A 20,005-nucleotide genomic window follows, 5' to 3' on the forward strand; every position below is an offset into this window, starting at 1 on the left:
CGATCGCTCTGTGGCCAGAGCGATCGACCCGATTTGACTCAGGTGACTACGCAGTCGGTTCGAACGACTCCGCGATGATCTCCGCCTGTTCCACCGCGTGCACCTTGCTCGACCCCGAGGACGGGGCCGACATCGCCCGGCGGGAGATGCGGCGCAGCTTCGTGTTGGCGAAGCGGGCGGGGAGGGTTTCGGGGAGGTTGAGGCCGAAGAAGGGCCAGGCGCCCTGGTTGGCCGGTTCTTCCTGGACCCATGCCAGGTCGGTGGCGTTGGGGTAGCCCTCCAAGGCCTCGTTCAGGCGGCGGACGGGCAGCGGGTAGAGCTGCTCGATCCGCACGATCGCCACGTCTTCGCGCTTCTGCTTGGCCTTTTCGGCGGCCAGCTCGTAGTAGAGCTTGCCGCTGGTGAGCAGGACGCGCTTGACCTTGCTGCGGTCGCCGATGCCCTGCTCGTAGGCCGGCTCGTCGAAGACCGAGCGGAACTTGCTCTCGGTGAAGTCCTTCAGGTCCGAGACCACGGCCTTGTTGCGCAGCATCGACTTCGGGGTGAAGACGATCAGCGGGCGGCGGATGCCGTCGAGTGCGTGGCGGCGCAGCAGGTGGAAGTAGTTGGCCGGGGTGGACGGCACCGCGACGGTCATCGAGCCCTCCGCGCACAGCTGGAGGAAGCGTTCGATGCGGCCGGAGGTGTGGTCCGGGCCCTGGCCCTCGTGGCCGTGCGGCAGCAGCAGCACGACGTCGGACAGCTGGCCCCACTTGGCCTCACCGGAAGAGATGAACTCGTCGATGATCGACTGCGCGCCGTTGACGAAGTCACCGAACTGCGCTTCCCACAACACCAGCGCGTTCGGGTTGCCCAGCGAGTAGCCGTACTCGAAGCCGACGGCGGCGAATTCGCTCAGCGCCGAGTCGTGCACGGCGAACCAGCCCGGGTTCTCGCTGCCGATGTTGTGCAGCGGGGTGTACTCCTCGGCGGTCTTGCGGTCGATGATCACCGCGTGCCGCTGGGTGAATGTGCCGCGGCGGGAGTCCTGACCGGTCAGGCGCACCGCGCGCCCCTCGTCGATCAGGGTGCCGAAGGCCATCAGTTCGGCGAAGGCCCAGTCGACCTTGCCCTCGTAGGCCATCTCGCGGCGCTTCTCCAGCACCGGCTTGACGCGCGGGTGCACGTTGAAGCCGTCGGGCACGTGGAGGAACGCGTCGCCGATGCGCTGCAGGACGGCCTTGTCCACGGCCGTCACCAAGCTCGCGGGCACCGGCTGGTCGTCTTCGACCGACTCGCTCGGTCCCGGCGAGTATTTCTCCAGCTCGCGGACCTCGTTGAACACGCGCTCCAGCTGGCCCTGGTAGTCGCGCAGCGCGTCCTCGGCCTCCTTGAGCGAGATGTCGCCACGGCCGATCAGGCTTTCGGTGTACGCCTTGCGGACCGAGCGCTTGGTGTCGATGACGTCGTACATCCACGGCTGGGTCATCGACGGGTCGTCGCCCTCGTTGTGACCGCGGCGGCGGTAGCAGATCATGTCGATGACGACGTCTTTGCGGAACTTCTGCCGGAAGTCGACCGCCAGGCGCGCCACCCAGTCGCACGCCTCCGGGTCGTCGCCGTTGACGTGGAAGATCGGCGCGCCGATGAACTTCGCGATGTCGGTGGAGTACTCGGTGGAGCGGCTGTTCTCCGGCGCGGTGGTGAAGCCGATCTGGTTGTTCACCACGATGTGGATGGTGCCGCCGACCCGGTAGCCGCGCAGGCCCCCCAGGTTCAGCGTCTCGGCGACCACGCCCTGACCGGCGAACGCGGCGTCACCGTGCAGCATCAGCGGCACGACCGAGTAGCCCTCGGCCCCGTCGCCCTTGTCCAGCAGGTCCTGCTTGGCGCGAACCAGGCCCTCCAGCACCGGGTCGACCGCTTCCAGGTGCGAGGGGTTGGCGGTGAGCGAGACCTCGATCTCGTTGTCGCCGAACATCTGCAGGTAGGTGCCCTGCGCGCCGAGGTGGTACTTCACGTCGCCGGAGCCGTGGGTGGCGGCCGGGTTCATGTTGCCCTCGAACTCGGTGAAGATCTTCGAATAGGGCTTGCCGACGATGTTGGCCAGCACGTTGAGCCGGCCGCGGTGCGGCATGCCGATGATGACCTCGTCGAGGCTGTGCTCGGCGCACTGGTCGATCACCGCGTCCATCATCGGGATGACGGCCTCGGCGCCCTCCAGCGAGAAACGCTTCTGCCCGACGTACTTGGTCTGCAGGAAGGTCTCGAAGGCTTCCGCGGCGTTGAGCCGGTTCAGGATGTACTTCTGTTGCGCGACAGTCGGTTTCGCGTGCTTCTGCTCCACCCGCTCCTGGATCCAGTGCAGCTGCTCGGTCTCGAGGATGTGGGTGTACTCGACGCCGACGTGGCGGCAGTACGCGTCGCGCAGGATCGACAGCACGTCGCGCAGCTTCATCTGCTCCTGGCCGTGGAAGCCCGCCACGTTGAACGTGCGGTCCAGGTCCCACAGGGTCAGGCCGTGCTGAGTGACGTCGAGGTCGGGGTGGCTGCGGAACTTGTCCTTGACCAGCCGCAGCGGATCGGTGTCGGCCATCAGGTGGCCGCGGTTGCGGTAGGCCGCGATCATCTCCAGCACGCGGGCGCTCTTGTCGACGCCGCGTTCGCGGACGTCCTTGCGCCAGCGGATCGGCTCGTACGGCACGCCGAGGCCGTGGAAGATCTCGTCGAAAAAGTCGTCGGAGATCAGCAGCTGATGGATGGTACGCAGGAAATCACCGGACTCCGCGCCCTGGATGATGCGGTGGTCGTAGGTGGAGGTGAGCGTCATCAGCTTGCCGACGCCCAGCTCGGCGATGCGCTCGTCGCTCATGCCCTGGAACTCGGCGGGGTACTCCATCGCGCCCGCGCCGATGATCGCACCCTGACCGTTCATCAGCCGCGGCACCGAGTGCACGGTGCCGATGGTGCCCGGGTTGGTCAGCGAGATGGTGACGCCGGAGAAGTCCTCGGCGGTGAGCTTGCCGTCGCGGGCGCGGCGGACGACGTCCTCGTAGGCGGTGTGGAACTGCCCGAAGGTCATCGCCTCGCAGCCCTTGATGGCCGCGACGACCAGCGATCGGCTGCCGTCCTTGCCGGGCAGGTCGATGGCCAGGCCGAGGTTGGTGTGCGCGGGGGTGACCGCGTTCGGCTTGCCGTCGACCTCGGCGTAGTGCCGGTTCATGTTCGGGAAGGCTCTGACAGCCTGCACGATGGCGTAGCCGAGCAGGTGGGTGAAGGAGATCTTGCCGCCCCTGGTGCGGGCGAGGTGGTTGTTGATCACCAGGCGGTTGTCGATCATCAGCTTGGCCGGGATGGCGCGCACGCTGGTCGCGGTGGGGATGCTCAGCGAGGCGGACATGTTCTTCGCTACCGCGGCGGCGGCGCCGCGCAGCACCTTGGACTGGTCGGCGGCGGTGTCGGCCTGCTTCGGGCCGGAGGTCGGCGCGGCGTTCGAGGTCGGCGCCGGAGTGGTCTGCGGGGTGCGCGCGGTCACCGCGGCCGGCTTGGCGGCGGCCGGTGCGGGCTTGGCGGCGGCCGGGGCGGGCGCTTTCGGAGCCGCGGAGGCAGCGGGCTTGGTGTCGGCGGGCTTGGCATCGTTGCGCTTGGCGGCCGCTGGAGCCGGTGTGGTAGCGGCAGCTTGCGCGGGGGCGGGCTGGCTGTTGCCGGAGTCGCCACTCACCTCAGGCGTGTAGTCGGCCAGGAATTCGTGCCAGCTCTCGTCGACCGAAGATGGATCTTGCTTGAACTTCTGATACATCTCATCGACTAGCCACTGGTTCTGTCCGAACTGGGAAGTTGAGCTGCTCACAGCAGGTGTTCGCCTCATTTCGTTCTTCGCGCTGCGACGTTTGTGACGTGCCCGGCACGGGGATCAGCGGATTGCGCGCCGATGCGCCCTATCTGAGGATAGGCCCAGCAGCGAATCGGCGGATTCACCGACCACCCGACACCCCCGACCCTATGGGTGATGACCCGGCGTCACCTGAGAATATTCCCTCCGACGCCTGCGCCGCTGCCCACAGCCGGGTATACGGCCCGCCCGCCGCGAGCAGCTCCGCGTGGGAGCCGAACTCCACGATTCGCCCATGGTCGACGACGGCGATCCGGTCGGCGCGCGCGGCCGTGCCGAGCCGGTGCGCGACGAGCACCGTGGTGCGGTCTCGGCTCAACGACCGGCTCGCTGCCAGCACCGATGCCTCGGCGTCCGGGTCGAGCGTCGCGGTGGCCTCGTCGAGCAGCAGCAAGTCCGGAGCGACCAGTTCGGCGCGGGCGAGTGCGATCAGCTGCCGCTGCCCGGCCGACAGGCCGCGGCCGCGCTCACCGACCGGCTGGTTCATCCCGTGCGGGAGGGCGGCGATCATCTCCGTCGCGCCCACCGCGGCGGCCGCCGCGGCGATCTCCTCGGGCGTCGCGAATGGTTTCCCGAATGCAATGTTGCTCGCCACGTCGCCGGTGAACAGGTGAGCTTCCTGGGGGACGATGCCCAGCCGCGATCGGTACTCGGCGAGGCGGTAGTCGCGGACGTCGACGCCGTCCACCCGGATCGTGCCCGGGGCATCCGCGACCACTCGGGCTTCGTTTTCCGGTCCGACGGCCGCAGGCCATGACCGGTTCGCGGAACCAGGGGGCGGGGGCAGGTCGTACAGCCGTGCCAGCAGCTTGACGACGGTGGACTTGCCCGCGCCGGTCGGCCCGACCAGGGCCAGGGTGGAACCCGCCGGAATACGCAGCGAGACGCCGTCCAGCGCCGTGACGCGACTGCCCGCATAGCGGAAATGGACGTCGTCGAACGTCACGTCACCGTTCAGCCCGCCGTCGATGGGCACCGGGGCGGCCGGATCGGCGGCGATCGAGGAGGGCGTGCGCAGCAGGTCCCCGATCCGGCGCAGGCCGACCCTGGCCTGCTGGTAATTGTCGAAGACCTGGGACAGCTGCAGGATCGGCACGAACAGCAGCTCCAGATACAGCACGAACGCGACCAGCGTCCCCGCGCTGGTCGTGCCGGTGGCGACCTCGCGCGCCCCGAAGAACACCACCGCCGCCAAGGCCACGTCCGCCCATCCGACGACGAAGGCGAAATACAGCGCGATCGCCCGCTGGGCCCGCAGCCGGCTGTTGCGGTAACGCTGGGAGTACTCGGCGAATCGACGGGCGGCGCGTGGCTCGTGGCGGTTGGCCTGCACCGCGCGCAAGCCCGTCACGTTCTCCTGGAAGTCGGCGTTGACCGCCGACACGTGCTCGCGCGACACGGTGTAGGCGGTGGACGACACCCGCCGGAACAGCACCGTCGCGATCGCCAGGGCCGGCACCGTCGACAGCACGGCCAGAGCCAGCGAGACGTCGATGACCAGCAGCGCGACCGTGATGCCGACCAATGTCAGCAAGCCGATCAGGCTGGTGGCGACACCCGTCTGCAAGAAGGTCGACAACGCGTCGACGTCGGTGGTCATCCGGGTCATGATCCGCCCGGACAGCTCGCGCTCGTAGTAGTCGAGGCCGAGCCGTTGCAGATGCGCGAAGCTGCGGACGCGCAGAGCGAACAGCACCCGTTCGCCGGTGCGCGCGGTGAGCAACGTGGTGGCCGCGCCGACCGCCCAGCCCGCCCCGGCCAGTACCGCGCCGAGCAGCGTCGCGCGGACCAGCGCCGCGGCGTCGTCGCCGAGCACGCCGCTGTCGATCGCGTAGCGCACCAGCGGCGGGAAGGCGATCGCGATGATCGCGTCCGCGGCCAGCAGCGCCATCACCGTCAGCACCAGCGCGCGGACCGGCCGCAGCAAGCGGGTGAGCCGGAACGCCGGATCCGGCTCGCGTAGCCGCTGCGCGTCCATGCTCGGCTGTTCGGTGGCGGGTGGGAGGAGTTCGATGGTCTTGCGCAGCTCGGGTGTCTCGCTGATGTCGGCGGCCGCGCTGCCGAAGCGACGACCGGAGGGTCCGTCGACCGATCGACCGTGGGAGACCGGGGTCGCGGCCGGATCCGGCTCGGGAGCGAGGTGTCCGGCGGGTGCGGGCAACCGGATCACGCGGTCGGCGTGAGCCAGCGTCGACTCCCGATGCGCGAGGATCAGCGTGGTCCGCCCGCCGTTGTCGGGCAAGGCATCGAAGATCGCGGCCTCGGTGACCGCGTCCACGGCGGAGGTGGCGTCGTCGAGCACCAGGATGCGCGGGCGGGCCAGCAGCGCTCTGGCCAGTGCGATCCGCTGGCGCTGGCCGCCGGAGAGGGTGAGTCCGCGCTCGCCGACCACCGTGTCGTAGCCGTCGGGCAGCTCGGCGATGAATTCGTCGGCCGCGGCCTGGACGGCGGCCTGCCTGATCTCCTCGTCGGTGGCCTCCGGGCGCCCGAGGGCGATATTGGCCGCGATGGTGTCGGAGAACAGGAACGGATCGTCGAAGACGACGCCGATGGCGGCGCGCAGGTCGTCGGCGCGCACGTCGGCGATGTCCACGCCGACGGTTTCGGTGGTGCGGGTCCCGGCGGGCGAACTCGCACGGGCGTCGGTGAAGGCGTCGGCGCGCGGTCGAGTGGTGCTGAACGCGTCGGCTGAGTCGGCCTGCGACCCAGTGGCGTCGGTGAACAGCCGGATGCTGCCCGCGTCCGGCGCGTAGAACCGGGGGAGCAGCAGGGCGAGCGTGGACTTGCCCGAACCCGCCGGGCCGATGACCGCCACCGTCTCGCCGGGCCGCACGCGCAGATCCAGCTCGTGCAACACCGGCCGATCGGGATCGAACCCGAAGCTCAGCGCGTCGATCTCGATGCCGAGCGGGCCGTTCGGTAGTTCCTCCGGGTGCTCGGGGTCGGCGATGACCGGCGCGGTGTCGATCACCTGGAACACCCGTTCGGCGGCCGCCCTGGTCAGCTGGGCCATGACGATGACCGAGGAAAGGATGCGCGCGGTGCCGGTCATGACGGCGACGTAGGCGGCGAACGCGACGAAGGTGCCGATGCCGATGCTGCCGTGCAGCGCGAGCAGGCCGCCGAGCGCGATGACGGCGACCATGCCGAGCTGCGGAATCATCGCGATGGACGGCGCGAACCCGGCGTCGATCCGCGCGGCGCGCATCCGCTCCGCGAACAGCTTGCGACCGTGCCGCTCCAGCAGATCGACCATCCGCGATTCCTGGCCGAAGCCTTTGACCACCCGCACACCGGTGACCGTCTCCTCGACGTGCTGGGCGAGATCGGCGGCGCGTTGCTGCGCCGACCAGGTCGCCGCGTGCAGGCGCGGCCGCATGCGGTAGACCACCAGGCCGATCGCGGGCACCACCAGCAGCGCGACGGCCGCCAGCGGCGGGGAGAGCCAGATCATGACCGCGGCGGCGAGCCCGAATTCCAGCAGCGCCATGCCCGACAGCGGCACCATCGCCAGCAGACCTTGGACCAACTGGAGATCGGTGATCGAGCGCGATACCACTTGCCCGGTGCGCAGTGTGTCCTGTCCGACGCCGTCCAGTCGTTGCAATGCGCCGAGCAGGTGCACCCGCAGCGCGTGCTGCACGTCAAGCGAGAGCCGCCCGGCCAGCCAGCGCCGCCCGAATCCGGCCGCGGACCGGCCGACGGCCAGTATCAGGATCAGTACGGCGACGGCGCTGATCGCCGTCGTGTCACCGATCCCCGCCGCGTCGAGGGCCCGTTTGGTCAGCAGCGGCCCCGCGGTCTCGATGATCGCCCCGCCGACCACCGCCGCCGCCAGGCCGCCCAGCACCGCGCGGTGCGGTAGGCATTCGGCCCACAGCCTGCGTATCCAGCCGGGTTCACGTCCCCCGTCCACGTCGTTCGCTCGCCCCCTTTGTCGTACCGCGTTCGTCATCGACGGTACCGACACCGGCCGACAAGCCGTTTGTTCCCTATGAGCCGCGGGTCACAGGTCGCGGGTGCGCAGGCTCCACCAGCTCGCGGCGCCCAGACCGATGGTCCACAGCAGCAGGACCACGACCGCGGCCGGAGCGGGGGCGAGCAGATCGCTGTCCGGGTAGGACCCGACCGCCACGGTGCCGATGGTGGCCGAGACGGGCAGCAGCGTGACCGCGCCCGGAATGCCGAGGCCGCGCGCGATCAGCCAGATCAAAGGTTCGGCGAGCACCATCCAGCCGAGCAGCAGCGTCCCGGCTCTGGTCGAGGACCGCAGCAGGATGCCCGCGCTCGCGCCGATCAGCGACCAGCAGACCGCGGCGAGCAGCCCGCCGCCGAGAACGGCGAAGAACTCCCCGGTGACGGCGACCTTGCTGTGTCCGACGCCGAACAGGGCCCCGACCGACACCAGCTCCACCGCTAATGCGGCGACCAGCGCGCAACACCCGATGACCAGGAATTTTCCGGCAGCGAGCCGGTCGCGGTCGGTGGTGAACAGCGCGGTTACCGCCATGCTGTGGTGCCGGTACTCCGCGCCGGTGCCCACCGCGCCGAATACCGCGGCTGCCAGCACCACCAGAGCCAGCGCGACGTAGAGCCCGATCGTCGCCGCGCCGGTGGCGGGCTGGCCGCGCGGATCCGGCGGCCCGGCCAGGCCCGCCGACACGAGGCTCGCGAACAGCGCCACGGCGAGCAGCGCGGCGGCGAGCGTCCTGGCGCGCGGCATCGTGACGACCTTGCGCACCTCGGAGTTGACGTTCGGCACCAAGTCCGCGGGCAGGATGGTGATCATCGTGGAATTCCGTAGGGCATCGGCGAGGGGGGCTGGGCGCCGGGCGCAGCGAGACCCGGGTAGTGCGGCACGGGCGCGGCGGTGGGTTTGGTCAGCGACGCGAGCACGCGGTCGGGATGGATCGGATCGGCGACGATGCTATCGATGCGCACCTGCGCCGCGGTGGCGGCCGTGCGGATCTGCGCTTCGCTCGCTTCGGCGACGGCGAGGCGACCGTCCGGCCGGATCACCGCGTCGGTGAAACCCTGTGCCGCGAGCATGGTGGCCAGCGCGATGGGCGTGGACGCCGCGACGACCAGCCGGTCCGGATGTCCACGCCGCAGCCGCGCCGGAGTGCCCTGGTACACCACCGTGCCCTCGTTCAGCACGACCAACTGGTCGGCGGCGGGCAGTACGGCGCCGAGGCTCTCGCTGGTCAGTAGGACACTGCCGCCGCGCCGGGTGTGCCTGCGCAGGAAGTCGTGCAGCCAGCCGCGTTCGGCGGCGTCGAGCCCGTCCATCGGATCGTCGAGCACCAGCAGCGGAGGATCACCGAGCAGCGCGGTGGCCAGGGCCAGCCTGGCCTGCTGCTCGATCGACAGGGCGCCGATCTTCGTCGTGGCGTGCTCGTCCAGCCCCACCAGTTCGAGCACCTCGCTCACCCGGCTGTCGGCGACGTTCGCCGCGGCGGCGTAGATCCATAGGTGCTCTCGCGCGGTACGGGCCGGAGGCAAACCGCGTGGCGCTAGAACGCCGCCGATCACGCTCCCCGAGCCCGTGCCGTCTCGGCGGGCACCGGGCCCGCCGACGGACGCGGTTCCGGAGGTGGGGACGACCAGTCCGAGCAACACCCGCAGAATCGTGGTCTTGCCCGCGCCGGGGGGACCCACCAGCGCGGCGATCGCGCCGGAGGGCACGGTGAAGCTGACGTCGGCCAAGGCGGTCGCCAATTCGTACCGCTTGGTCAAGCCTTGGACCGCGAACGCGATCGGCCGCGTCCCGCTCATCGTGGTTCGGCCGGAGGTCGCGGCTTCGCCGGGTCGATCGCGGTGAGCGGATCGGCGTCGATGACCAAGTGCCCGGGCCAGGTGGCCGGCGGCGGCCCGAATGCCTTGCGCGCGTTGTTGATCGTGGCCTTGCCCAGGGCGCGGTTGCCCGCGCCGCCGATCACGGCGCCGATGCCGGCGGGCAGTACCTTCCCCGCCATGAGCGCGGCGCGCTTGGTGATGAACCGGATGATGAACCGCTTCAGCAGCGAATCGTTCATGCTCGACAATCCGGGGATGCGGTTGGCGAAGGCCGAGCCCCAGTTCTTCGCGGAACTGCCGACGCTCTTCTGCACGATCTGCATGCCGCTCTCGCCCAGCACGACGGCCAGCACCAGCGCCCTGCGCTGCTCTTGGTCCTCCGGCGAGATGCCGTGCACCGCGGCCACTGCCAGGGTGAACACCGCGGACGCCTCCATGAAGAAGGTGGTCTCCGCGCTCACCGCGGCGATGGCCGCGACGGTGCCCACGCCGGGAACGGCCGCGGTCGCGCCGACCGCGCTGCCGCTGCCGGTCACCGCGAGCAGGTAGTGCTTCTCCAGCCGGTCGATGATCTGCGCGGGGCTTTCATCCGGGTGGGAGCGACGAATTCGGTCCACATACTTGGCGACCGCGGGGGCCTGCAGGCGGGACCCGGTGTCGAGCAGTTCGACCACCGTCTTCTCGAACGCGCCTTTGAGCATCGGCGGCATCCTCCTCTTCCGGTCTGCTGGGTAGAACTGTATGGCACCGGTTGCCGTCAGCTCATCATGACAACGAAGTACCCAGCCGCATCGGTTCCACCGGCGGCTGCCTCGCTTTCGACCGGATGGATGTCGTCCGGCCGCGCCCGTTACGCGGGGGTGTGGATCGCGGGCACGCGTTCGCCCGACGGCGGAGGGGATGGCGGGGTTCCGTCACCGAACGGCCTGCCGCCGAGCGACTCCCGGCCGTGCGGGGTCAGCCAGTTCGTCGGATCAGGACCCTTGGGGACTATTCCGGTCGGGTTGATGTCCCGGTGCACGACGTAGTAGTGCGTCTTGATCTGCCCGAAGTCGATCGTGTCGCCGAACCCGGGGGTCTGGTACAGATCGCGCGCGTACGCCCACAGCACCGGCATCTCACTGAGCTTGGACCGGTTGCACTTGAAGTGCCCGTGGTACACCGCGTCGAAGCGGACCAGCGTGGTGAACAGCCGGACATCGGCCTCGGTGATCGTGTCGCCGACCAGATACCGTTGCGCGCGAAGGCGTTCGGCCAGCCAGTCCAGGCGATCGAAGAGCCGGTCGTAGGCGGCCTCGTAGGCGTCCTGCGCCCCGGCGAACCCGCAGCGGTAGACGCCGTTGTTGACGTCGCGGAACACCGCCAGATTCACCTCGTCGATCTCGGCGCGCAACGGCTCCGGATACAACTGCGGCGCGCCGGGCCGGTGGTGCGCGGTCCACTCGGTGGAGAAATCGAGCGTGATCTGCGCGTAGTCGTTGGTGACGACCTGCCCGGTCGGCACGTCTACGACGGCGGGCACCGTGATGCCCCGTGGGTAGTCCGGGAACCGCGCCAGATAGGCGTCGCGCAGCCGGGGAATGTCGAGTACCGGGTCGACGCCACCGGGGTCCAGATCGAAGGTCCAGCTGAGTTTGTCGTGCGTGGGCCCGCACAGCCCGAGCGAGAGCACCGGCTCGAGCCCGAGCAACCTGCGCACGATCAGCGTTCGATTGGCCCACGGGCAGGCGCGCGCCGCGACGAGTCGGTAGCGCCCCGGCTCCACGGGGTAGCCGTCGCGGCCGTCGGCCGTGATCCGGGTGGTGATGTAGTTCGTGTCCCTCTTGAACTCGCCGGGCTCGACATAGGAACCGCGCTCGCTGGCCGACTTGGTCACACCGACAGTCTTCCAGATCGACCTCGTACGCTGACCGGATGAGTGAAACGAAGGCCACCCGGCTGGAACGAGACCGCACCGACGGCGGCGCGGAGGTGGCGACCCTCACGCTCGCCCATCCGCCGCTCAATCTCTTCGATCGGGCGATGCTGGACGCGCTGATCGCCGATATCGCCGAGCTGTCGGCGCGGCCGCCGCGCGCCCTGCTGCTGCGCGCCGAGGGCAAGGTGGTGTCCGGCGGCGTGGACGTGCACGTTTTCGACGGCCTGACCCCGGAGCAGGGCGCCGAGTTGTGGCGGACCCTGTTCGCGCAGATCATCCATCCGCTGGAGGCGCTGCCGTGTCCGGTGGTGTTCGCCGCGCACGGGTTGACCCTGACCGCCGCCTTCGAGATCGCGCTCGCCTGCGACATCCTGCTCGCGGCGCCGACGGCCCGGTTCGGGTTGGTGGAGATCGTGGTCGGGCTGACCCCGTCGATGGGCGGCCCGCAGCGCCTCGCCGAACGCGCGGGCTCCGGACGGGCCCGCGAGTTCGTGATGACCGGTGATCTCTACAACGCGGCGACGATGGCCGAGTGGGGCGTGGTCAACGCCGTGCACGAAGACCTCGACGCCGTGGCGCGAGCGCTGACCAACCGGCTGGCCGATGGCCCGACGAAGGCCAACGCGGCGACCAAGAAGATCATCGAGGCCTGGCGTTCCGGTGGTGTGGCACACGCGGATTCGGTGACGCCCGAGGTGTCCAGCGTGCTGTTCGACACCGAGGACCTGAAGGGCGGGGTGCGCAGTTTCCTCGAGCAGGGTCCGGGGAAGGCGCGCTACTCGGGGCGGTGACAGCTGGGACACGTTCATCGCCTATTCCAGCGAAGCTGTGACATGCGTCATATAGTCGCAGTGCCTGATACCTCGAGGCATGCGGAGGACGAATGTCGCAGTTGCTCGTCGAATATCCCCTCACCGGCCCGCACGTCTGGGACAACCCGTTAGCCCGTGGCGCCGACGGGGTGCTGCGCTACGGAAACCTCACACCCGCGCTGACCGAACTGCTGGATCTGCAAGTGCACGCCTTCGGTAACCGCGAAGCCGTGGTGGAGATCGGCGGCCCGCGCCTGACCTACCGCGAGCTGTGGCACTGCGCCTCCCGGATCGCGGGCGGCTTGCAGGAGCACGGCATCGGATACGGCGACCGCGTCGCCGTGCACATGCCCTCCGGCGCTCGCTGGGTGCAGGCATTCCTCGGCGCCTTGCTCAGCGGCGCGGTACCGGTGCTGGTGCACGATGGGCTGCCCGAGGCGGTGGCCGAGCGCGTGATCGCCGACAGCCGTGCCGATTTCGTGCTCGGCCCGGGGGGCGCCGAGGACGAGTTGCCCGACGGCGCCGCTTACATCGATGACGGCGCGGCGCTGGGCGACCTGGCACTGCTGAGCTACACGAGCGGGACGTGTACGCCCAAGGGCGTGGAGCTGACCAACGAGAATCTGCTGTCGGCCGTGCGCTCGGTGGTCGCGGCGCTGGACCTGCCGACCGATGGTCTGCGCAACCTGGTGCTGCTGCCGTTGGCGCACGCCAGCGGCTGCGTCGATCAACTGTTGCCGACCTTCGCCGTCGGCGGCACCGTGGTACTCACCCGGGACGCCCGGGGCATGGCCGATGCCATCACCGCCGAGCGGATCGACATGGTCTCCGCGACGCCGCGGATCTTCGCGAGCCTGCTTCCCGAACTCGCCGGACTGCGCTCCGAAGGGTTGTGCACCCAGGGCATCGCACGGATCAGCAAAGCCGGTCATCGCGCCGAACGTGCCGCGTCCCCGGTCGCTCCCGTGGAACTCACGGCCGAATTGCGCGGTGTGTTTCCCGCGGCTCGGCAGTGGTCGGTGTGGGGCGCGACCGAAACCAGCGGCATCGGTCTCGCGGTGGACGACGCCGAGCAGGCGGACTCCTCCGACGCGGCCACGGTGCTCGGGTTCCCGTTCGGCGGAACGGAATTGGCGCTGTGGGGTCCGCGGGCGACGACGGGCCACGGGGAACTGCTGTGCCGCGGGCCGAATATCACCCCTCGTTACTGGAACGACCCCACCACGACCGCGGCGCGATTCACCGGAACCTGGTTCCACACCGGAGACCAAGTGACGATCGACGCCGACGGCTTGGTGCGCAGGGGAGCGGTGCCGGTCGAGTGATCCGCTCTCACTCCAGCATTCGCTCGCGTAGCCGCGCGAGCAGGTCGGGCGTCAACCCGATGGTCGCGAGATAACCGTCCAGGTCGCCGTGCAACTCGCGCATCGACGCGGTGGCGATGTCCAGGTACTCCTCGCGCACACCGAGCAGGTCGATCGACAACTCCTCCCCGGCCAGTAGTTTGCCCGTCATCAGGGCGCGCAGCGCGGGGACCGCCCCGTTGCTGAGCAGGTAGTCGGCTTGGACGTCGGCCTCGGTGACGCCGACCGCGCGCAGCAGCGTGGCGACCGCCCAGCCGGTGCGGTCCTTGCCCGCCGCGCAGTGCACCAGCACCGCGCCTTCCCCCCGCAGGATGGACTCGGCGAGCGAAGCGATGGCGGCGTGCGCCTCGGGCAGCGCCGGGAACATCCGGTAGACCTCGAGCATGTGCGTGTAGGCGGTCCGCGCGGTCGCCTCGTGCGGCGGCGCCTCGGCCATCCGGGAGTCGAACGGAGTGATGGTCAGCCGGACGTCCGCGGGCAGCCGGTCGGCGCCGATGTGGTCGATCTCGCGCTGTCCGCGCAGGTCGTGGACGTCGCTGATGCCCAGTTCCCGCAGCCCGGCGTGGCCCGCGTCGTCGAGTCCGCTGAGCTGGGCCGAGCGCAGCAGGACGCCCGGGCGGACCTTGGCGCCGTCGTGGGTGCGCAGCCCGCCGGTGTCGCGGAAGTTGAACGTGCCGGAGAGGAAGTACTGGTCGGCAGGGGGCGAGAGAGTCACCGATCCAGGTTATCCGCCACGCGGAACGAAAAGGTGCCGGGAGCGGATCGGACCCCGCACGATATGCTGACCGATTTGGGTGGTTTCACTGTGGCATTTGCCACAGGATTTGGGTTGCCGGCGACCCGGACCGTACCGTTGTCAACGGTCTGTCGGGTGCTGAATCGAGGCCCAGATCCACCGTCATAGCTGGATTTCCGGGCGACACGGCATGGTCGCGTAGCGATCCCGGTTGGGTAACAAAACATTCTCTCAGTTCGGAATTACCCATCGAACCCGTTCTCAAACCCCGAAAACGCTCTACCATTGGTGAACGTTGGACCGGGTAGCTCGAGTATTTCCCGATGTTGCCCGCCCTGTTCAGCGAGTCGCGCCGACGAAGGTGCGTGAGTTCTTTCGCCGAGAGGGAGTCGTCGTTGAGCGCACGTGGAGAAGTGATAACAGAAATCCGGCTACGCCCCGCCGTCACCGAGGCGGTCGAAGCGGCGGCCGCCACGCTCGACTACACGGGCCTGCGCGCGCTGCGGGTGCTGCTGCACGCCGGGGTCAGTGCCTACTGGCCGCTGGTCAAGGCAACGCCGGGCAAGCAGATTCAGTCGTATGAGATGACCTTGCAGGCGCTGCGCGCGCGCTGGGAGGTCAAGAGCAACTGCTTCCCGGATCCGATCGCCTCGGAGTTCTACCGGGAGAAGGACGCGGAGGTGACCGCGTTCCTGAAGTTGTGTGCCGAGCGGTCGGGAACGCAGTGGCTGGAGCCGGTAGAGGCGATCGCCTGCAATGTCGTCTCGATCGTGCAGGGCACGGTTCTGCGCTGGCTGGCCGATTGCAACGACGAGACCATGCTGGTGGTGCTCGACGAGATGGTCAGCGGACTGGCCACCAAGGCCGCCGAGATCTGACAAATACTGGACGTTTGACCAACTTGGTGGTTGAGTTGTCCTGGTGACCGAGACGTCGCCGATCGCGGGGCTGCACGCGGCCACCGCCGAGCTCGACCCGCCCCTGGCCGCCCTGGACCTGCCCACCCTGCGCGCGAACGCCGCCGACCTGGTGCGTCGAGCGGCGGGCACCCCCATACGAGTGGCGAGTAAATCCGTGCGCTGCCGCGCCGTGCTCGCCGAAGTCCTCGGCGCCGATCTCACCGCCGCGAGCGGCTTCGCGGGCGTCATGTCCTACTCCCTGCGCGAGGCCCTCTGGCTCGTGCGCCACGGAGCGCGCGATGTCCTGCTCGGCTATCCGAGCGTGGACCGCGCGGCGCTGGCGGAACTGGCCGCCGACGACATCCTGTTGCGATCTATCACGCTGATGATCGACGACGCCGCGCAACTCGATCTGATCCGCGCCGCCGTCGGCACCGAGCGGGTACGGCCACGGGTTTGCCTGGACGTGGACGCCTCCCTGCGCATCGGCCCGCTGCACCTCGGTGTGCGCCGTTCTCCGGTGCGCACGCCGCAGCAGGCGGCCACGCTGGCGGGTGAGGCGCTGCGGCGAGGCTTCGACGTGGTGGGCGTGATGACCTACGAGGCGCAGATCGCGGGGCTACCGGATTCGAATGTCGCGGTGCGATTGGTGAAGCGGGTGTCCGCGGCGGAGATCCGCAGACGACGGGCCGAGGTGCTCGACGCGGTCCGCTCGGTGACCGGCGAACTCGAGATCGTCAACAGCGGCGGCAGCGGATCCATCGAGGTCAGCGTCGCCGATCCGGATGTCACCGAGGTGACCGCCGGGTCCGGGCTGTACGTGCCAACGCTGTTCGACGACTACCGGGCGTTCACCCCCAGGCCCGCGCTGTATTTCGCCACGCCCGTACTGCGCAGGCCCGCGGCCGGTCTCGCCACCGTCTTCGCGGGCGGCTACATCGCCTCCGGCCCCGCCGGACCGTCGCGGGTTCCCAAGCCGGTGTGGCCGCGCGGATTGAAGCTGCTCGGCACCGAGGGCGCCGGTGAAGTGCAGACCCCGCTGTCGGGCGCCGCGGAACTCCGGATCGGCGATCGGGTGTGGTTTCGCCACGCGAAGGCCGGTGAATTGTGCGAGCGGTTCGACGTCCTGCAGTTGGTCGACGAGGACGGCTCTCGCGTCGGCGTGCCGACCTACCGGGGCGAGGGCGTCTGTTTCGGCTGACCCGCGTCGGTCAGCCGAAGGAACGCACCGAGATCGGCGAGCTCGTCCGTGCTCGCGGGCAGATACTCGGTGAGCAGCGGCGAGCGGATGACGATCGCCTTCCACATGGCGCGGCACAGTGCGTGGATCAAGCCCCGCGACAACAGCGACGGCATGCCGTAGGGCGCGTCGGCGGGGGAGGAAGTGGTCATGGACAGCAGCACCACCGCCGCTTCCCGGCCGCGGAAGCGATCCGGCGTGCCCACCAGGACGTCTTCGATCTTGGCGCGTGCCAGCAGGGTGCGGATGCGCCCCACCTGCGCGGCGTACGGCGCGACCACGAAGATGTCGTGGGGGTGCAGCCTGCGCGTGGTCGCGCCGATCGTCCAGGACATGCCGAGCAGGGCGCGGACCCGGCGCACCACCTCGCGGGCCTCCGCCGGTGACTCGGTCGCGTTGCCGTAGTGGTCCACCATGACGGTGTCCACTCCGGGCTCCTCGCCATCCAGGCGCCGGGCCAGCGTGACCGTCTCGTTGGCGCGCAGACGACCGTCGTAGTAGAGGCGGGAAACGGGTTCGCAGACCGCCGGGTGCATCCGCCAGGTGCGGTCCAAGAAGTAGCCCCGCTCGGTGGGCAAGGTCTGCCGCCCTGCGGCCAGCCAGCCGAGCACCGATTCGCCGATCGGGGCGGGGTGGGCGCCGCGTGCGCTCGACGCGACCGGGTCGCCGAGCAGCAACAGGTTGCGTGCGCACGCCGCGACGGACACGGTCTCGGCCAGCGGGAAGCGGCCCGCGTCTGCGATGACGAGCAGGTCGAGGCCCGCACGCGGCACCAGATCCTCGTCGGCGAAATCGGCCGGATCGCCGCCGAGGACGCAACCGCTGATCGCGTTGTCCAGGAATCGCGGATAACGGTTGGCGTCGATCACCACCCATTCCGGGGCGACCGCCGCCGCGTCCTTCTTGGCGACCAGTTCCGGCAGCACGCCCGCCCGCACGACTGCGTCGAGCAGGTTCTCCACGGTGGCGGCCTCTCGCGCGACGATGCCGATCCGCCACTTGTTCCGCGTGATCAGCCGCTCCAGCACCCGGGCCGCGGTCGCGGTCTTCCCGGTGCCCGACGGGCCTTGCACGGCGACGTAGGAGTCGTCGAGGGCACACAGCGCGGCGGTGATCGCCGCGGCGTAGTCGCCGTGCACCTCGGGCAGCCGGGCGTCGCCGCGCAACCGCGGCGGGCGGCGCGCCAGGATGTCGAAGACGGCCGCGCGCGGGACGTCCGGCAAGGTCATCAGCAACTGCTGCGCCGCGAGTTCGATCGCCAGCTCGGCGTTCTCGTCCCAGTCCGGCAGGCCGGGCGCGATCGCGGAGGGCAGTTCGTCGTAGGGTTCGCAGCCCTCGGGCAGCGATTCCTCCAGCCGGACGGTGTCGTCGAATTCGGTGTCCACCGAGCAGCCGAGCACCGTCGCCGTCGCGGTGGCCCGCCGGCCCGGCCCGGTGACCATGCCGCCCGGCATCGGCTGGTCGTAGAAGGTGTAGACGGTGGTGCCCGGGGTGAGCGTGCTCGGGCCGGGGGCGCCGCTCGAGCCGGTGCCGATCCGGCCGGTCAGGGTCAGGTAACGCCGCATCGCCGGGCGGTCGGGCCGCCGATGCCACTTGGTGTCGACCGTGCCCCAGTCGGCGACCAGAACCCCCGGAGCCTCGGCCCATTCGTCCACCGGATGGCTGAGCCGGTCGGCGTGCGCCCACCACAGCGGCTGCCGCTCGCGCCGGTGGTAGCCGAGCGCCGCGGCTGTCAACGCGGCGGGGTGCAGCGGATCGCCCTGCGCGGCGGCGTATTCCGCGAGCGCGGCCTCCAGTGACGACGGCCGGGACGACGGCGGCGGCACAGGCTCGCCGGGGACCGCCGTGCACCACTCATCCGGCCGCCCCGGTGTCACGGTCCGCGTGGCGATGCGCTGCTCGCCCGCGCGATGGAGCAACCAATCGCGCAGCCGCAGCACCGTGTGGCAGTCGTGTTCGGCGGCGGACGAATCGGGAAGCAGCCGCCGCAGGCCGCTGAGCCGGTAGGAGGACTCCCCGATGAGCAGCGCGTTACGAAGGATCGGATACAGGTCGACCAGAACGCCGTCGCACAGCAGTTCGTCCACGAGTTCTTCGTTGACGCCGTGTCGTCCGGTGCAGCGCAGCAGCGCCGTGCGCACCGCGGCGGAGTAGTGGTAGACGTGCAGGTCGGGATAGATCCGGCGGCGCTGGGTCAGATAGTCCAGCACCTGCTCGAGTACCCGGCGTTCCGCGGCGGCGGCATGGCGGGGTTCGCTCGATCCGCTCGGCCCGCGCAACGACAGGTGCACCGTGTCCGGGCCGCCGACCTCGACGACGAGCGGAGTGCGGCCGCCGCCCGCGATGGTGAGCGAGAGATCGCCGGGGGAGGGCGCGGGCAGCGCCCCGAGCGCGGTCGCGTCGAGCAGCGCGTGCGTGGGCTCGCCCGAACCTTCGCGCCGCAGCTGTATTTCCGCTTGGCGGCGCAGCGCGGAGATGGTGCGCGGCGGCACCCCGGGCACCGCGATCTCGGTGGTGGCCAGCCGATCGAGGGTGTTCACCCCCGCTTCGCGCAGCCGGGCGCGCGCCGCGGGCGGCATGCCGGCCACGAGCAGCAGGTCACGCGCGGCGGCCAGTGCCTCGGTGCAGGTGTGGCAGCGGCCGCAGGCGAGATACCGGGGATCGCCCCATTGCACGGGCAGCAGTTCACCGAGCTTTTCCTCGACGATGCGCTCCACCCGGCGCCTGCGCGCCCGATGCAGCGGAATCAACTCGCTCAGCGCGCGAGCGCTGCTCTCCTCGCCCAGGTGCAGCCGCACCAGCGGTGCGGTGAGCGCGCCCGAGCGGTCCAGAGCTTCGGCGCATGCGGCGAGTTCCAGCGCGGCGCCAACCCGGTCGGCGGTCGTGGGCGCGATGCCGTGCACGGTGTAGCGAACCCGGTGTTCGGCCCGCACCAGAAAGTCGGCGGAGCACTGGAAGCGGCCGTCGAAGAAGGTGGCGCCGTGCACCACGTGAGCGCCGGAGCGCAAGGCGGCGACCGTGTCGGCGTGCGCGGCGGTCAGTGCCGCGACGTGCCGCGCCGGATCGCTCGGTTCGTCCGGCGGATGGTCGATCTCGATTACCGCGCCGCCGAACCGTGTGCGGTAGTCGGCGAGAAGGCGTTGCCGGACTTCCTCGGTCCCGGGCAAGGCTCGCGGCCCCACTGCGGTGCTTCCGGGTTCGGCGGGGATGATGTCCAGTTCGGCGTCGAGGGCGCGCAGCAGCGCGAACTCGCAGTGCGCCGCGCGGACGAGATCGACGGTGGTGCAGACGACACGATCACCGAACACGAACAAACGCGGCCCTCCTGTGTCTTCGCGGGACACCCGCTGCCGGCGTGCGCCGAATTAC

The 20,005-nt window shown here is 70.0% G+C and carries 12 protein-coding genes; 4 read left to right on the top strand and 8 right to left on the bottom strand.

From position 1 onward, the window contains the following. Window positions 1-46 precede the first annotated feature (46 nt). The 6 genes from ACFU5M_RS23520 to ACFU5M_RS23545 all read right to left on the bottom strand — a co-directional run bounded on the left by ACFU5M_RS23520 (window position 47) and on the right by ACFU5M_RS23545 (window position 11,543). Window positions 47-3,847 carry a multifunctional oxoglutarate decarboxylase/oxoglutarate dehydrogenase thiamine pyrophosphate-binding subunit/dihydrolipoyllysine-residue succinyltransferase subunit gene (locus tag ACFU5M_RS23520; RefSeq protein ID WP_379052640.1) on the bottom strand — a complete coding sequence of 1,267 codons (3,801 nt, stop codon included), beginning with the start codon at window positions 3,845-3,847 and terminating at the stop codon, window positions 47-49. A gap of 106 nt (window positions 3,848-3,953) precedes the next feature. Beyond that, window positions 3,954-7,826 (bottom strand): ABC transporter ATP-binding protein, encoded by a 3,873-nt coding sequence (locus tag ACFU5M_RS23525; RefSeq protein WP_379052642.1) that lies wholly within the window; start codon window positions 7,824-7,826, stop codon window positions 3,954-3,956. Window positions 7,827-7,877: 51 nt separating this feature from the next. Next, window positions 7,878-8,660, bottom strand: a complete 783-nt coding sequence (locus ACFU5M_RS23530) for an ABC transporter permease (RefSeq protein WP_379052644.1) — start codon at window positions 8,658-8,660, stop codon at window positions 7,878-7,880. Then, window positions 8,657-9,646, bottom strand: coding sequence for an ATP-binding cassette domain-containing protein (locus ACFU5M_RS23535; protein ID WP_379052645.1), 990 nt, complete (start codon window positions 9,644-9,646; stop codon window positions 8,657-8,659). The genes ACFU5M_RS23530 and ACFU5M_RS23535 overlap by 4 nt, the downstream gene beginning before the upstream one ends. Beyond that, window positions 9,643-10,368, bottom strand: a complete 726-nt coding sequence (locus tag ACFU5M_RS23540) for a hypothetical protein (protein ID WP_379052646.1) — start codon at window positions 10,366-10,368, stop codon at window positions 9,643-9,645. The genes ACFU5M_RS23535 and ACFU5M_RS23540 overlap by 4 nt, the downstream gene beginning before the upstream one ends. 149 nt (window positions 10,369-10,517) lie before the next feature. Continuing rightward, entirely contained in the window at window positions 10,518-11,543 is a 1,026-nt protein-coding gene (locus ACFU5M_RS23545; RefSeq protein WP_379052647.1) for a glutathione S-transferase family protein, read from the bottom strand. A 38-nt stretch (window positions 11,544-11,581) separates the two neighbouring features. On the opposite strand from ACFU5M_RS23545, the gene ACFU5M_RS23550 reads away from it, so the two are divergent. Further along, window positions 11,582-12,376, top strand: a complete 795-nt coding sequence (locus ACFU5M_RS23550) for an enoyl-CoA hydratase/isomerase family protein (protein ID WP_379052648.1) — start codon at window positions 11,582-11,584, stop codon at window positions 12,374-12,376. A 92-nt stretch (window positions 12,377-12,468) separates the two neighbouring features. Then, window positions 12,469-13,722 carry a class I adenylate-forming enzyme family protein gene (locus ACFU5M_RS23555; protein WP_379052649.1) on the top strand — a complete coding sequence of 418 codons (1,254 nt, stop codon included), beginning with the start codon at window positions 12,469-12,471 and terminating at the stop codon, window positions 13,720-13,722. A gap of 7 nt (window positions 13,723-13,729) precedes the next feature. On the opposite strand, the gene ACFU5M_RS23560 is transcribed toward ACFU5M_RS23555, so the two are convergent. Then, complete coding sequence (locus ACFU5M_RS23560; RefSeq protein ID WP_379052650.1) at window positions 13,730-14,476, bottom strand: tyrosine-protein phosphatase; 747 nt, start codon at window positions 14,474-14,476, stop codon at window positions 13,730-13,732. 416 nt (window positions 14,477-14,892) lie between these two features. Between ACFU5M_RS23560 and ACFU5M_RS23565 the strand changes: the two genes are divergently transcribed. Then, complete coding sequence (locus tag ACFU5M_RS23565) at window positions 14,893-15,375, top strand: TetR family transcriptional regulator (RefSeq protein ID WP_379052652.1); 483 nt, start codon at window positions 14,893-14,895, stop codon at window positions 15,373-15,375. A 43-nt stretch (window positions 15,376-15,418) separates the two neighbouring features. Further along, window positions 15,419-16,597, top strand: coding sequence for an amino acid deaminase/aldolase (locus ACFU5M_RS23570; RefSeq protein WP_379052653.1), 1,179 nt, complete (start codon window positions 15,419-15,421; stop codon window positions 16,595-16,597). On the opposite strand, the gene ACFU5M_RS23575 is transcribed toward ACFU5M_RS23570, so the two are convergent. Further along, window positions 16,567-19,944 carry an AAA domain-containing protein gene (locus ACFU5M_RS23575; RefSeq protein WP_379052686.1) on the bottom strand — a complete coding sequence of 1,126 codons (3,378 nt, stop codon included), beginning with the start codon at window positions 19,942-19,944 and terminating at the stop codon, window positions 16,567-16,569. The genes ACFU5M_RS23570 and ACFU5M_RS23575 overlap by 31 nt on opposite strands. Between the last annotated feature and the right edge of the window lie 61 nt (window positions 19,945-20,005).

The sequence above is a fragment of the Nocardia sp. NPDC057455 genome, from assembly GCF_042802775.1.
In the GTDB taxonomy this organism is placed as follows: Bacteria; Actinomycetota; Actinomycetes; order Mycobacteriales; family Mycobacteriaceae; genus Nocardia.

Bases quoted from the DNA above. Each gene is read 5' to 3' on its own strand.
- ACFU5M_RS23555 (WP_379052649.1), top strand. From the start codon at position 12,469: ATGTCGCAGTTGCTCGTCGAATATCCCCTCACCGGCCCGCACGTCTGG.
- ACFU5M_RS23520 (WP_379052640.1), bottom strand. From the start codon at position 3,847: ATGAGGCGAACACCTGCTGTGAGCAGCTCAACTTCCCAGTTCGGACAG.
- ACFU5M_RS23535 (WP_379052645.1), bottom strand. From the start codon at position 9,646: ATGAGCGGGACGCGGCCGATCGCGTTCGCGGTCCAAGGCTTGACCAAG.
- ACFU5M_RS23530 (WP_379052644.1), bottom strand. From the start codon at position 8,660: ATGATCACCATCCTGCCCGCGGACTTGGTGCCGAACGTCAACTCCGAG.
- ACFU5M_RS23550 (WP_379052648.1), top strand. From the start codon at position 11,582: ATGAGTGAAACGAAGGCCACCCGGCTGGAACGAGACCGCACCGACGGC.
- ACFU5M_RS23525 (WP_379052642.1), bottom strand. From the start codon at position 7,826: ATGACGAACGCGGTACGACAAAGGGGGCGAGCGAACGACGTGGACGGG.
- ACFU5M_RS23540 (WP_379052646.1), bottom strand. From the start codon at position 10,368: ATGCTCAAAGGCGCGTTCGAGAAGACGGTGGTCGAACTGCTCGACACC.